Raw genomic sequence first — 12960 nt, 5'->3', positions numbered from 1 at the left:
ACATGAACAGAATTTTGCGAGTGGTTTTCGGGGCAGGTCTGCTGTCGATCTTGTCGACCGGACTCAATGCCGCCGACATCATCGATGGTCCGACCGGCGACTATTGCCGTGTCGTCGGGACTTCCAACCTGGTGCTGAACGACAACATCGTCGATCTCAGGGTGCAGGTGGTGAAGCTGATGGACGAGTCGGTTGCTGTCGCCAACAGCTCGGAGTGGATCCACTCGTCCCGGCCCGTCTTCGTCTGGGCGTCGGAGGCCAAGGTCGCTTGCGGCAAGGCCTATGGCTACCTCAAGACGAACTACAAGGACGAAGACTACCTCAACAAATGCGAGTGTTTTCACGATCGCATGGTCGAGTACATGCACTGACTGGATAGGCGAAGCCGCGCCTGTTGGCCATCATGACAGCCGACGGATCATTGTTGAGGGCGATCGCCGGAGTGGTCGCGTTGATCGGCTTTGGCCTAACTGCCACGCTGGCCCACGCCAACTGGCTGGAACGGCCCTCCGTGGAACAACGGCAGTCGTCCGGCCTGAAGCGGCCGGTGCACTGTGACGCGGCCACGGAGTGGACCCGGCAGACATTCAAGGCGTTTGCCAGCTGCCAGGCATCGATCTATGGCCTGGAGCCGATGCTGGCGCATGCGGTGATTGAGATCGAAAGCGGCTTCGATCCCGGCGCGCAGGGTGCCGACGGCGAAGTCGGCCTGATGCAGGTGATGCCGGCTACGGCCAGGATGCTTGGCTTTCGAGGTTCACTGGACGATCTGAGCGCGCCGGCGACCAACATCGCGCTGGGAGTCAAATATCTTGCGCAGGCCAACAGGCTCGCGGCGGGCGATCTGTGCACCACCGTCATGAAGTATCGCGCCGGGCACAATGAAAGCCGGTTCTCGGCCCTTTCAGTCCGCTACTGCCAGCGTAGCGCGGGCTATCCTGGCAAGGGAAGGGTTCGAAGTGACCGGGCCTTTGCCGGTGGCGACATTCGGCTTTTCCGCATTTTTGCCAGGAGGAGAGGGGGAAGCCCCTGCCCAGGGAAAGGGCGTTTGCGTGCGCCGCCTGTTCGTGCCCGGGCCGCGATACATGAAATGCGCCGACTATCGAAGTGCCGGGCAGGCAAGACAGATCAAGGCGCTCAGAGCCAGGCTTTTCGACGGCTAAATGAACTGCAGACGGCACAGCAAGTCCGCCGTAACATGACTTGAAGACCAGACCGGGAAGAATACCCGGCGGCACATAGGGGTGGAGCAAGCATGGAAGCTGGCCGACAGGTCCACTGTCCGCGGACATGGGCGATCGCCTTTGCGCTCGCCATGACGTTGTCGGGCTGCCAATCGAAAGACGGTGTTTCCGAAGCGCTCGATCCTGCGGCGATCGCCGCGCCTGCCGGGCAGAATGGCGCCGCCGTTGCCGGCCCGGCCCAGGCGACCCAGTCGCTGGGCACCGGTTCAACAAAAATCACGATGCTGCTGCCGTTGTCCGCCCCCGGAACGGCAGGGGAAAACGGCAGGAAGATGCTCGACGCGACCAAGCTGGCAATGACGGATATTGGCAACGGATTGCTGACGCTGACGGTAGAGGACACCAAAGGCGACAGCACGCTGGCCGGCAAACTGGCGATAACGGCCATAACGACGGGGTCGAAAGTCGTGATCGGCCCGACCGAACTGCCGGCAGCCCAGCACATTGCCACGCTGTCTGGATCGAAGCGGCCACCAGTCTTGGCGCTTGCCGATAATTTCGCCGGCGGCGCCGGGGTTTATGCCGTGCTCCTTGGCGAAGCCGACAGCGCCGCGGCGGGCGCCGCGGGACTGGCTGCGAAAGGCAGCAAGAAGTTCGTACTGCTTGTCGCGGACGGCCCAAGCGCCAGCGCCGTAGAGAAACGGGTCGCGAACAGTCTCAGCATCTATGGCGCGGCGCTGGCGGTCACTCTCCGATATTCGGCCAGCGACGGTGGCGCGAAGGCGGTTGAGGAAATGGGCTCACTCGTGGATGCCCCCGATGCCGTCATCGTTGCCAGCGGCAATGGCAGCCCGTCGCCTATCCTCGCCGCCCTCAAATCAAAGGGCATTCCGGGGAAGACAATCTCCGTCGTCGGAACGAACCGTTGGCTGGAACACCCCATGGATCCGCTGTTTGGGGGGGCATATATCGCCACGCTCGATCCAAGTGAAACCGGCCCGATCGCCGACCGCTTCAGGACGACATACAACTATCCGGCCGACGTCAATGTGGCCTACGCCTATGATATGGTTGCCCTGACAGCAGGGATTGCCAGCGCGGTCGGACCCGATGGCTTCAGCAAGAAAGTTCTCGAAAATCCAAGCGGGTTTCGTGGATCGACAGGTCTGTTCCGGTTTCGGGCCGACGGATCCAGCGAACGATCGATGCCGTTCTATCGGATTGAAAAAGGTGCTCTCAAACTGGTTGCCAAATCGACGTCGGGTTTCTGACCGGCGAAAATCCTTGAGAACCTGTTCGAGCTGATGGGCGGGCCGGGCCGCAGCCGCTTGGCGATCGCGCTCGGAAGCCTCCTGCTTCTGGCCGGAGTCCTGCTGATCATTCAGGCAGGGGCTTTGCTTTCGGTCGATCGGCCTGTCCTTGCTCCTTCGAAGGCTGTCGACGATACGCAGCCAATCCGGCCGGTTGCCCCGGTTGCCGGCGCACAACGCCGAGAACCGGCGCGCAAGGTTGCTCAAGACCTGATCGCTCCGCCACGGCTTGATCCCGCGGAGATCGAACGCGCCGAGCCCCGTCCGCCACTCAGCGAGCTCGGTCTCGCCGTGCCCCCGAAAACGCCGATGCCCAGGGACTGGCGGGAGGTCTTGCTCTACCGCCCTATTGCCACATCGTCGGCGATGTTCGAATCCATGGGCCGCAAGGTGGTCATCAGCGGGGTGAGAGGCATCGACCTCGACAGATCCTGCTCGTTTGACGACGTCACCTGGCCTTGCGGTCAGCGCGCACGCGCCGCATTCAATTCCTGGCTGAGGGGACGCGCGCTGAACTGTTTCGTGCCACCGGACGTCGAGCGTTTTGCCGTCGCCGCGCCGTGCAGGCTGGGCAAGCAGGATGTCGGCGCCTGGCTTGTCTCCAACGGCTGGGCCACTGCTCTACCGAGCGGCATCTACGGCAAGGCTGAGGCGACAGCCAGAAACGCGCAGATGGGCATATTCGGCCCGGCACAATAGCCGGCCATTCAACCCCTGATATTTTGTTTGTTAACCGTCACGGGCGCAGCCTTGATGGGGTCATCGCGCAATCGATTAAATTGCAAGGTTCCTTGAAACTGAAATTGCAACACACCGGCCTTATACCAGCCCATCCACAGGAGATCGGCCAGTGACAAAGACTATGGCGACCACCACCGCCCAGGCATGGAAAGGCGTCGCTTGGCTGACCTTTCTGGGAACCACGGGAATCCTGGCCTTTTCCGTCGGTCTCAACTATCTGCTGCTGTTCTCGGAGGCGCTGACGCCATTTGGGCGCAGCATGGTCACGGCAATCCTGTTGCCTGTTGTCCTTGGTGTTCCGCTTTTTCTGTTTATTGGATTGAAGCAGATCGAGCTGCGTCGCTATCGCCGGGAACTCGACAAGTCGGCAACCTTCGACACCATGACAGGCTGCCTGAACGGAGCGGTCTTCACGTCGATGGTCGAAAGAAGAACAGCAAGGCCATCGGCGCCGGGTCCGAGAACGGGCGCCTTCCTGGTCATCCATTCGGAACATTTGCGGTCCATCAACCTGCGCTTCGGTCTTGAATGGGGCGACGAGGCCTTGCGGCTCGTCGCCTCGACCATACGATCGTCGGTGCGCGCGGAGGATCTGGTTGGGCGCATAGGGGCTTCGATGTTCGGGGTTTTCCTCTCAGGGGCCACCGAAGCAGAAGCCAGGGAAATCGGCGAGCGTATACGGGCGCGTATCGCGCAAGTCTATTTCGCACCAAAAGGAACCGAGGATGCCCTGACCGTCAAAGTCGGCGGCGTGGTGTTCGAAAACGAGGTGGAGTTCGCGGACATGTTCCGGTCCGCCGAGCAGCGCATGGCCGGCGTCCAGGACGGAGCCGCGTTTGAATTGACGCATCTCCACAGCTGACAACCGCAGGGCGCCAGCGCCATTCAAACCCCAGGGGAATTGTCTGACACAGCGGCCGCTGTCGATGCGGTAGCCCCTGAAAACGACGCCCAGGTTTCCGCCATGGCGACGATTGCGGCGTTGATCGGTCCGCTCGGGATCGCCGGCATCACCGAGGCGTCGACGACAAAGATGTTGTCGAAGCCGTTCAGCCGCAGGTCAGGGTCGACGACGGCGTCGGCATCACGACCCATCCGGCATGTGCCAGCCGGATGATGATGGGTGGAAGCAGCCCTGGCGATGAAGGCATCGAGCTCGTCATCGGACTGAACCGGTGCGCCCGGCAGGATCTCCGCATCGCGCCATTCGTCCAGAGCCGCATGATGGCCGACCATGCGCGCCCGCTTCAACGCCATCCTGAAAGTCGCCCGGTCGTGTTCGGTTTCGAGATAATGCGGATCGATGACTGGCGTGTCGTTACGGCCAGGCCCGCTCGGCGCGATGCGCCCGCGGCTTGTCGGATGGGTTACGCCGCACAGGAGCGTGAAGGCAGAGCCATAGGGCGGGGCATTCAGGCCCTCGGCCGCTGACGGAGCGACGACGCAGGCGAGCACGATGTCGGGACTTCCCGTGGAACGGGTAGGGTCGTCACCATGCAGATACATCAGCGATTCGGAGTGCTGCAGGCGGGAGGGCGGCACCGGCTTTTTCGTGCTGTAGACATTTCCAAGAGCCAGCAGATGGTCCTGCAGGTTGCGCCCGATATCGCGTCGATCGGCAAGGCAGCGTATCCTCGCCTGCTTCAGGGTATCGGGGCAACCAATGCCTGACCGCATGAGGATGAGCGGCGTCGACACGGCGCCGGCGCAAAGGACAACCCGGTCGGCGGAGAGCGTTCTGGTCTCACCCTCGCAGACCACGCTCACGCCCGTGATCTTGTGGCCGTTCAGCACCAGATGCTCGACCTCGTGGCCGGTGAGCAAGGTCAGGTTCGGCCGCGCCATAACCCGCGGCGGCAGATAGGCGTCGGCGACGCTCAGGCGCTTGCCGTCGCGGATGTTGAGCGAATTGGGGCTGGTGCCAACCAGTTCGCCGCTGTTGTGGTCGGTCAGGGCGGGGGCTTCCATGGCTCGCCCGGCGGCGATGTAGGCACGCACGACCGGACTGACCTCGGCGTCCGGCAGATAGACGTCCAGCGGGCCGCTCCTGCCGCGTGTCGGCCCATCGAAGGCGGTGAAGGCTTCGCTGCGGATGAAGCCCGGCAACAATCCCCGATAGGACCAGCGCTCGCCGCCGGCTTGTGCCCAGGGTTCGAAATCATCGGGATGGCCGCGCACATAAGCCATTGCATGCATGCAGCTCGAGCCGCCGACGATCTTGCCGCGTGGCCATTCATGGACGCGGTTGGCGGTGAAGGGCTGGGGCACGGTCCGGTAGCTCCAGTCGTAGGAGCGGCCCTGGAGCATCGTCCATTTCAGCGGGTCGGCGATATCGGGATCGGCCGGCATCGCCCCGGCCTCGATGAGGCCGACCTGGCACGACCGGTCTTCACTGAGCCGGCTGGCAACAACCGAGCCGGCGGATCCCGCGCCGATGACCAGCACGTCGAAATGACGTTTCAATTTGAAATTCCCCGCACAGGCTCGATGTCAGAAGCTGATACGATCACGCGGCAAAGGCACCGGCATTCGATCGTTCCATGATCTGTCTCTGCACGGACAAAAGGTGTGCGCGCATTGCGGCCTCCGCCGCTTCGGGATCGCGCTGCGAGATCGCTTCGGCGATCAGGCGATGCTCGCCGTCGCGCTGGGCGATTCGCTTGGGGCAGGTGGGGGCTGCGGTGCGCGCAACCTTCACCCGCGCATCGACACCGACCTGACGCAGCATCTTGTAGAATTCCGTGGCGAGATGGTTGCGGGCAGCGGCGACGATCGCGAGATGGAAGGCGAAGTCGACCTCACCCGACGGGGCATTCTCCGGCGTGGTTGCCGCGTCGAGGATCCGCGCCGTCTCGAAGGAGGAAGCACGCAGCGACGCCAACCGGGCAAGGCCCGGCTCCATGAGCAGGCGCAACTCCAGAACCTCGATCGGGTTGGTTACCCTGACCAGTTCCTCGCCATATCTTGGAAGGGCGGTCGGCGCCCGCCTGGCGCGCGCCGGCTTGAGATCGCCTGAATGGCGCAGCACTTCAAGCGCCTTGCGAAGCTGATGGCGCTTGACGCTCAGATATTCCGCAAGATCGCGCTCGGACGGAAGCTTGCCGCCGCCCTGCTGCAACTGGCGGACCGCGGCAATGATGTCGTCGAGATCCGATGGTGCGACCTGCGGCTCGAATGCGCTCAAAACCAAATCTCCTGTCCGATCGGCAGACCGCCGACTCAACGTCCTGACATCATATTGTGACACGAAACCTGATGGACGGCACTCAACCAATTCAACCAATCTACAACTGTACGCAATGGTTGACAACACCAGTTGCGCGATGGTTGACTGCCTTCGTCGACGGTTGCCATCGCGGCGGGCCGTTTTCTCCCGAGGATCACGCATGCCGGCTGGCGAAACCTTTGACTACGTCATTGTCGGTGCGGGATCGGCCGGCTGCGTGCTGGCGAACCGGTTGAGCGAAGACCCTGCGGTGTCGGTGCTTCTGCTGGAGGCGGGGGATTGGGATCGCGATCCGATGATCCACATCCCGCTTGGCTGGGGCAAGATACTGACCGAGCGCCGCCACGACTGGATGTATTTTTGCGAGCCCGAGGCCAATGTCGGCGGGCGCAAGGTCGAATGCGCGCGCGGCAAGGTCATCGGCGGCTCTTCCTCCACCAACGCCATGGCTTATGTGCGCGGCAATCGCGGCGATTATGATCGCTGGGCGGCCAGCGGCCTGACGGACTGGTCGTTCGACAATGTGCTGCCCTACTTCAAGAAGCAGGAGCGCTGGGAGGCGGGCGAAAGCCGGTATCGTGGCGGCAGCGGGCCGCTGAACACTCAGTTCTGCCGTTACAAGGATGAACTGATCGATGCCTTCGCCACGGCCAGCCGCGATGCCGGATATCCGCAGACCGACGACTACAACGGCGCCGTACAGGAAGGCTTCGGCCGCCTGCAGATGACGATCGCCAACGGCCGGCGCTGCTCGACCGCGACCGCTTATCTGCGGCCCGCCATGCGCCGCGGCAACGTCAAGGTGCTGACCGGCGCGATGGCGACGAAGGTCCTGCTGAAGGATGGGCGCGCAACGGGCGTTGCCTATGCCAGAGGCGGGGCGAACCATGAAGTTCTGGCGCGGCGCGAGGTCCTGCTTGCCGGTGGCGTCATCAACACGCCGCAGCTGATGATGCTGTCGGGTATAGGCGATAGCGGCGAACTCGCGGCGCATGGCATCGAGACGAAGGTCGATCGTGCGCAGGTCGGCAAGAATTTGCAGGACCACGTTTCGGTCATCCTGATGTATCGACGCAAACAGCCGGGACCGTTTCTCAAGATGATGCGAGCCGATCGTATCGGGCTGGATTTCGTCAAGACCTATCTCACCGGAAAGGGCTTTTCTGGAGATGTGCCTGGCGGCGTCGTGGCATTCCTGAAAAGCGATGCAAGCCGGCCGTTGCCGGACGTCCAGCTGCTTTTCACCGCCGCACCGCTTGGGGCATGGCCTTACATGTCGCCGTTCAAGGCGCCGTTCGCCGACGGTTTTGCGACCCGTATCGTCGCCGTTCAGCCGGAGAGCCGCGGCAGCGTCAAGCTGGCGTCGAGCGATCCGGTCGCCGCTCCGCTGATCCATCAGAACTTCCTGTCCTCGCAGCGCGACTGGCAGTCGCTTCGCGCCGGCTTTCGTGTTGCGCGCAACCTTGCCAGCCAGCCGTCCATGGCCCCGTTCGTTGGCGCGGAATTCTTCCCCGGCCCGAAATGCGAGAGCGACGAAGAGATCGACGAGCATATCCGCAAGACGTCGATCACCGTGCATCATCCGGCCGGCACGTGCCGAATGGGTGTCGATGCAGAGTCGGTGGTCGATCCGGAATTGCGGGTGCGCGGCGTTGCCGGACTTCGTGTCGTGGACGCCTCCGTGATGCCGGATCTCGTCTGCGGCAACATCAATGCGGCGGTCATCATGATCGCCGAAAAGGCCGTGGATCTGATCCGCAGCCGCGCTCAACAGAGCGTGGCGGCCTGATAGTAGCGGCCGGAATGCAACCAAAATCTTTTGGTTGAGATTAAAATCTACGTTGGTTGGACTGCCGTGTGAGCCTGCACGGCCGTGATGGATAGGCTTCACTCTGCCTTCTTGAGCGTATTTTGTGCCAATTTTGGCCATTTTCTGCCTATTTCCGGGCATTTGCCTGTCGAAAATGCATCTCAACCAAAAACTTTCAAATTTCGCAATTTGGGGATTGTCGAGCAAAACCAATGCGAATACGGTTGAATTGGTTAGAAGCATTTTCTTCGTGACGAGAGGTGTCCGATATGTCCCTGGCGCAACCAGCTAACGATGTGCTCACCAACAAGAAGGCAGCACTCAAGGGCCTCTATGACGCTCTCTACGCGAAGAACATGTTTCCGTTCTGGGCGACGTCGGAAGGCGTCGACCATGACGAGATCAAGCAGTTGATGGCGACGTCGAAGGCCGTTCCCTTCGTGTGGTCCTATTCGGACATCGAGCCGCTGCTGCAGCGCGCCGCCGAACTGGTGACCATGGACGACAGCGAGCGCCGTTCGCTGATCCTGGTCAATCCTGGACTTGCGCCCAAGCGCGCATCGGTCAGCACCATGTACACCGCCTACCGCCTGAATGATCCTGACGAGATCATGCCGCCGCACAAGCACTCGCCGAGCGCCATCCGCTTCGGCCTGACCGGCAAGGGCAACTTCACCGGCGTCGAGGGCGAAGACGTGGTCTTCGGCCCGGGCGACATGGTGCTGACACCCAACGACGCCTGGCACAATCATGGCACCGTCGGCGGCGAGCAGGCGGTCAACCTGTCGGTGCTCGACCTGCCGCTGGTCGAAACGCTGCATGCCGTCCATTTCGACCACAAATACACCGAGATGGTCGACGGCAAGGAAGTCGAGAAGAAGGTGCAGACCGCCCGCTATCCGGGCGACTACTCACAGCGCATCTATGGCGAGGGTGGCCTGATGCCGCGTTTCGTCGACCACAAGCGCGGCGGTGGCCTGTCGTCGCCGATGTATGTCTATCGTTGGGAAAAGATGGAAGCGGTCCTCGATGCCCACAAGGATTGGGATGGCGATCCTCATGAAGGCATCGTCATCGACTATGTCGATCCGACCACCGGCGGGCCGGTCTTCCACACCATCAATTTCTACGTGCAGATGCTGCGCCCGGGTGAGAAGACCTTGCCGCAGCGCGAGACTGCCAGCCTGCTTTTGGCGCCGTTCCGCGGCAACGGCCATTCGATCATCGACGGCAAGCGCTATGACTGGAACCAGTTCGACACCATCGCCATACCCGGCGGTTCCTGGGTCGAACATGTCAACGGCTCTTCGAGCGAGCCGGTGATCTTCTTCGGCGCCACCGATGCGCCGACGCAGAAGGCGCTGCTCCTCTACAAGCGCTGGGGCCGGAACCAGGCCGGCGATCTGCTCCGCCTCGTCTAGTTCCAGTCCTTCGGCAAGCACTGTCCCGCCGCCATTGGCGGCGGGACATCGAAATGACGTTTCAGCAGCAAGGGCGTATGCATTTGGTTTCGGCGTTCAACACCAAGCAGATCGGCCATGTCGACTGCCCAGGCGGCGGCCAGGTCTGGGTCGACGGCAACATCCTCTATATCGGCCACATGCGGCCGCCGAGCGGCACGACGCTGGTCGACATTTCCGACCCGCGCAATCCGCGCAAGATAGCCACGATCGATGTTCCGCCCGGCTGGCACTCGCACAAGGTGCGCGCCAAGGACGGGCTGATGATCATCAACCACGAGCGCTTTGGCGATGCCGGCCCGGCCGATTTCGGCGGCGGACTGGCGCTCTACGACACAACCAAGCCGGCACAGCCCAAGCTTATCTCGAAATGGATAACCGGCGGCAAGGGCGTCCACCGCTACGACTTCGACGGCCGTTACGTCTACATCTCGCCGACCGCCGACGGTTATGTCGGCAATATCGTGATGATCCTCGACCTGATCGATCCCACGAAGCCGGTCGAGGTTGGACGCTGGTGGATACCCGGCCAGTGGACCGGCGGCGGCGAAGAGTATCCTTGGCACGACTATGTCACACCGCGTTGCCACCATCCGCTGCGCATGGGCGACCGGCTCTATGTCAGCTACTGGCATCACGGCCTGTTCATCCTCGACATTTCGGACATCACCAAGCCGAAGCTGATCTCGCACGTCAATTCGAGCCCGAGCTTTCCGCATCCCACCCACACCTGCCTGCCGATTCCACAGCCGCTCAAGGGCCGCAACATCATGGTGGTGGCGGACGAGGATGTCGCCAAGCTCCGGCCATCTCCGCCGGCCTTCACGTGGATTTACGACATCACCGACGAGACCAACCCGTTGCCGATCTCGACCTTCCAGGTGCCGGGCCTCGACCCGGACGGTTCACCGCAGCCGCCGATGACGGGCTGCCATCAACCTTCCGAACGGTTCAATGGAACCGTCATTCCCTTTGCATGGTTCGCGCAGGGGCTGCGCCTCGTCGACATAGCCGACCCGTTCGCGCCAAAGGAGGTCGGTCATTTCATGCCCGACGCACCGGAGGGGGCCGAGCGTTCCTCGTCCAACGACGTGACCATCGACGACCGTGGCATCGTCTACCTGATCGATCGCATCCGTGGCGTCGACATCATCGAAACCAGTGTTCTCTAGGAGCCGGCATTGAGCGACAGCACGCGAAAATCCGCCAGCCACTACGCCATCGGCAACAAGAACCCGAACCTGCCATTTCATCCGGCGGTGCGTGCCGGCGATTTCATCTTCGTCTCGGGCCAGGTGCCGAAGGACGAGAACAACAACATGATCAGCGGCACGATCGAGGAAGAGACGCTGGCGACGCTAAAGACCATAGCGCGCGTCATCGCGCATGAAGGCGCGACGCTGTCGGATGTCGTGCGGATCACCACCTATCTCGAGGATACGCGCGATTTCGGCCGCTACAACAAGGCGTTCCTCGAAGGGATCGGCGACGCCGTCCTGGCGCGCACGACCGTCGAGGCAAAGGCGGTCATCAACACCAAGATCGAAATGGACGCCATCGTCTACAAGCCGCTGCAGGCCGGCAAGTAGGCCTTGGACACAATCGAGGAGACGACATGTACAAGCTGTTAGGCCGCCAGACATCAGGCAACGTCCAGAAGGTGCTCTTCATGCTCGAAGAGCTTGGGGCGTCCTACAAACGCGAGGATTATGGCCGCCAGTTCGAGAACACCCAGACGGCGGAATACAAGGCGCTCAACCCGACCTCCAAGGTGCCGACGCTGGTCGACGGCGACACCGTGATTTGGGAGTCCAACACCATCCTGCGCTATCTCGCGGCATCCGGCGGCGAACAGTTGAATGGCACCACGCCGGCGGAAAAGACCGAGGTCGAGCGCTGGATGGACTTCCTGCTGGCGGCGGTCAATCCCGGTTACCTGGCGGCCTTCAAAGGCGCCAAGCTCGCACCCGAGGAACAGACCGCCGAATACAAGGAACAAGTGAAGGACCTTGTCGCGCAGCTCAAGATCGTCGACGCCCACCTGGCCGGCAAGGACTTCCTGGCGCTCGGCAAGCTGACGCTTGCCGACATCGCCTGCGCGCCGATCCTGAAGCGCTGCGTCGACTTCAAGATCGACCGGCCGTCGATGCCCAATCTGGAGCGCTGGGTGGCCGCGATCGCCGCTCGGCCGGCCTTCAAGGCGGCAACCACTGCTGCTCCCGCAAAGGCGGCATGATGATCAAGCGCGCCGCTCTCATCGGATTGGGAACGATGGGTCCAGGCATCGCCGCGCGGCTTTCGCGCAGCGGGCTCGATGTCACGGCGTATGATGTTTCGCCGGCGGCAGTCGAGCCTGCCCGCGGCATGCTCGATCTCGCCGGCGGCGTGCTCGACCGTCTCGACATCAAGGCGCCCGGGACAGGAGCCGGCAGCGTGCGCTTCGTCGAGACGATCGCCGAGGCCGTCGACGGCGCCGAACTGGTCATCGAGAATGTGCCCGAGAATATCGACATCAAGGCGCAGACCTATCGTGACATCGATCCGCTGATCGGCCCGTCCGTCATCGTCGCTTCCGACACGTCAGGCATCCCCATCACCAAGCTGCAGGCGCATATCTCGCATCCCGAGCGGATGGTCGGCATGCACTGGTCGAACCCGCCGCACATCATCCCGATGATCGAGGTGATCGGCGGCGAAAAGACCGCGCCTGAAACCGTGGCGGTAATCCGCGACCTCATTCGCTCGATCGGCCTGCTGCCAGTGGTGGTGAAGAAGGACGTTCCGGGCTTCGTCGAGAACCGCGTGCTCTATGCGCTGCTGCGCGAGGCGGTCGACCTTGTCGAGCGCGGCGTCATCGAACCTGAAGATCTCGACACCTGCGTGTCGTGGGGCATCGGTTACAAGATCGCCGTCATCGGCCCGATGGCGCTGCTCGATATGGCGGGGCTGGACATCTACAAATCCGTCTCGTCCTTCCTGAATGCCGATCTCTCCAACCGCGACGATGTCGCGCCGATGGTGCTGGAGAATACGGCTGCATCGAAGTTCGGCATCAAGTCGGGCGAGGGGATGTTCTCCTACACGCCTGAGCAAATCAAGGCGCTGCAAGGCGAACGGGCGCGCAAGCTCGTCGCGGTGCGGCGCATCCTGGAAGGCCGGGAGTAGCCAATGTCACATGGTGCGCAGAGGGCAGGCCGGTTTGAGGAGTTCCATCGGTCGGCTGTTTGTG

General features: G+C 62.4%; 13 protein-coding genes. 11 read left to right on the top strand and 2 right to left on the bottom strand.

Going from position 1 to position 12960, the window contains the following annotated elements; all coding sequences use genetic code 11:
- Window positions 1-2: 2 nt before the first annotated feature.
- The 5 genes from ACFOJ9_RS25815 to ACFOJ9_RS25795 all read left to right on the top strand — a co-directional run bounded on the left by ACFOJ9_RS25815 (window position 3) and on the right by ACFOJ9_RS25795 (window position 4097).
- Complete coding sequence (locus ACFOJ9_RS25815; protein ID WP_378982565.1) at window positions 3-371, top strand: hypothetical protein; 369 nt, start codon at window positions 3-5, stop codon at window positions 369-371.
- A gap of 32 nt (window positions 372-403) precedes the next feature.
- Complete coding sequence (locus ACFOJ9_RS25810) at window positions 404-1207, top strand: lytic transglycosylase domain-containing protein (protein ID WP_378988067.1); 804 nt, start codon at window positions 404-406, stop codon at window positions 1205-1207.
- Window positions 1208-1255: 48 nt separating this feature from the next.
- Window positions 1256-2455 (top strand): ABC transporter substrate-binding protein, encoded by a 1200-nt coding sequence (locus ACFOJ9_RS25805; RefSeq protein WP_378982563.1) that lies wholly within the window; start codon window positions 1256-1258, stop codon window positions 2453-2455.
- 57 nt (window positions 2456-2512) lie between these two features.
- Window positions 2513-3193: a thermonuclease family protein gene (locus tag ACFOJ9_RS25800; protein WP_378982561.1), complete on the top strand. Its 681-nt coding sequence runs from the start codon at window positions 2513-2515 to the stop codon at window positions 3191-3193.
- A gap of 151 nt (window positions 3194-3344) precedes the next feature.
- A complete protein-coding gene (locus ACFOJ9_RS25795; protein WP_378982558.1) occupies window positions 3345-4097 on the top strand; it encodes a GGDEF domain-containing protein in 753 nt (250 codons plus the stop codon).
- Between the two features lie 23 nt (window positions 4098-4120).
- Here ACFOJ9_RS25795 and ACFOJ9_RS25790 read toward each other — a convergent pair whose 3' ends face one another.
- Both ACFOJ9_RS25790 and ACFOJ9_RS25785 read right to left on the bottom strand, forming a co-directional pair.
- The gene (locus ACFOJ9_RS25790; RefSeq protein WP_378982555.1) at window positions 4121-5698 is read right to left on the bottom strand and encodes a GMC family oxidoreductase; all 1578 of its coding nucleotides are present in this window, start codon (window positions 5696-5698) and stop codon (window positions 4121-4123) included.
- Between the two features lie 43 nt (window positions 5699-5741).
- On the bottom strand, window positions 5742-6419 hold the full coding sequence (locus ACFOJ9_RS25785) for a FadR/GntR family transcriptional regulator (protein ID WP_378982553.1): 678 nt from the start codon (window positions 6417-6419) through the stop codon (window positions 5742-5744).
- Between the two features lie 202 nt (window positions 6420-6621).
- Here ACFOJ9_RS25785 and ACFOJ9_RS25780 point away from each other — a divergent pair, with 202 nt between their 5' ends.
- The 6 genes from ACFOJ9_RS25780 to fhmpcd1 all read left to right on the top strand — a co-directional run bounded on the left by ACFOJ9_RS25780 (window position 6622) and on the right by fhmpcd1 (window position 12896).
- Entirely contained in the window at window positions 6622-8250 is a 1629-nt protein-coding gene (locus tag ACFOJ9_RS25780) for a GMC family oxidoreductase (RefSeq protein WP_378982551.1), read from the top strand.
- A 290-nt stretch (window positions 8251-8540) separates the two neighbouring features.
- Entirely contained in the window at window positions 8541-9692 is a 1152-nt protein-coding gene (locus tag ACFOJ9_RS25775; protein WP_027039500.1) for a cupin domain-containing protein, read from the top strand.
- Between the two features lie 53 nt (window positions 9693-9745).
- Window positions 9746-10903 (top strand): LVIVD repeat-containing protein, encoded by a 1158-nt coding sequence (locus ACFOJ9_RS25770; protein WP_378982549.1) that lies wholly within the window; start codon window positions 9746-9748, stop codon window positions 10901-10903.
- 9 nt (window positions 10904-10912) lie between these two features.
- Complete coding sequence (locus ACFOJ9_RS25765; RefSeq protein ID WP_378982547.1) at window positions 10913-11320, top strand: RidA family protein; 408 nt, start codon at window positions 10913-10915, stop codon at window positions 11318-11320.
- A 26-nt stretch (window positions 11321-11346) separates the two neighbouring features.
- Entirely contained in the window at window positions 11347-11967 is a 621-nt protein-coding gene (locus ACFOJ9_RS25760) for a glutathione S-transferase family protein (protein WP_378982545.1), read from the top strand.
- Window positions 11967-12896, top strand: a complete 930-nt coding sequence (fhmpcd1, locus tag ACFOJ9_RS25755; RefSeq protein WP_378988064.1) for a 5-formyl-3-hydroxy-2-methylpyridine 4-carboxylate 5-dehydrogenase — start codon at window positions 11967-11969, stop codon at window positions 12894-12896. Before ACFOJ9_RS25760 ends, fhmpcd1 begins: the two co-directional genes overlap by 1 nt.
- Window positions 12897-12960 lie beyond the last annotated feature (64 nt).

Source organism: Mesorhizobium cantuariense, assembly GCF_042647205.1.
Lineage (GTDB): Bacteria > Pseudomonadota > Alphaproteobacteria > Rhizobiales > Rhizobiaceae > Mesorhizobium > Mesorhizobium cantuariense.
This window is presented reverse-complemented; position numbering and strand designations above follow the sequence as displayed.

Coding starts and splice junctions, on each gene's coding strand:
- ACFOJ9_RS25815 (WP_378982565.1), top strand. CDS start 3: ATGAACAGAATTTTGCGAGTGGTTTTCGGGGCAGGTCTGCTGTCGATC.
- ACFOJ9_RS25810 (WP_378988067.1), top strand. CDS start 404: ATGACAGCCGACGGATCATTGTTGAGGGCGATCGCCGGAGTGGTCGCG.
- ACFOJ9_RS25805 (WP_378982563.1), top strand. CDS start 1,256: ATGGAAGCTGGCCGACAGGTCCACTGTCCGCGGACATGGGCGATCGCC.
- ACFOJ9_RS25780 (WP_378982551.1), top strand. CDS start 6,622: ATGCCGGCTGGCGAAACCTTTGACTACGTCATTGTCGGTGCGGGATCG.
- ACFOJ9_RS25775 (WP_027039500.1), top strand. CDS start 8,541: ATGTCCCTGGCGCAACCAGCTAACGATGTGCTCACCAACAAGAAGGCA.
- ACFOJ9_RS25770 (WP_378982549.1), top strand. CDS start 9,746: ATGACGTTTCAGCAGCAAGGGCGTATGCATTTGGTTTCGGCGTTCAAC.
- ACFOJ9_RS25760 (WP_378982545.1), top strand. CDS start 11,347: ATGTACAAGCTGTTAGGCCGCCAGACATCAGGCAACGTCCAGAAGGTG.
- fhmpcd1 (WP_378988064.1), top strand. CDS start 11,967: ATGATCAAGCGCGCCGCTCTCATCGGATTGGGAACGATGGGTCCAGGC.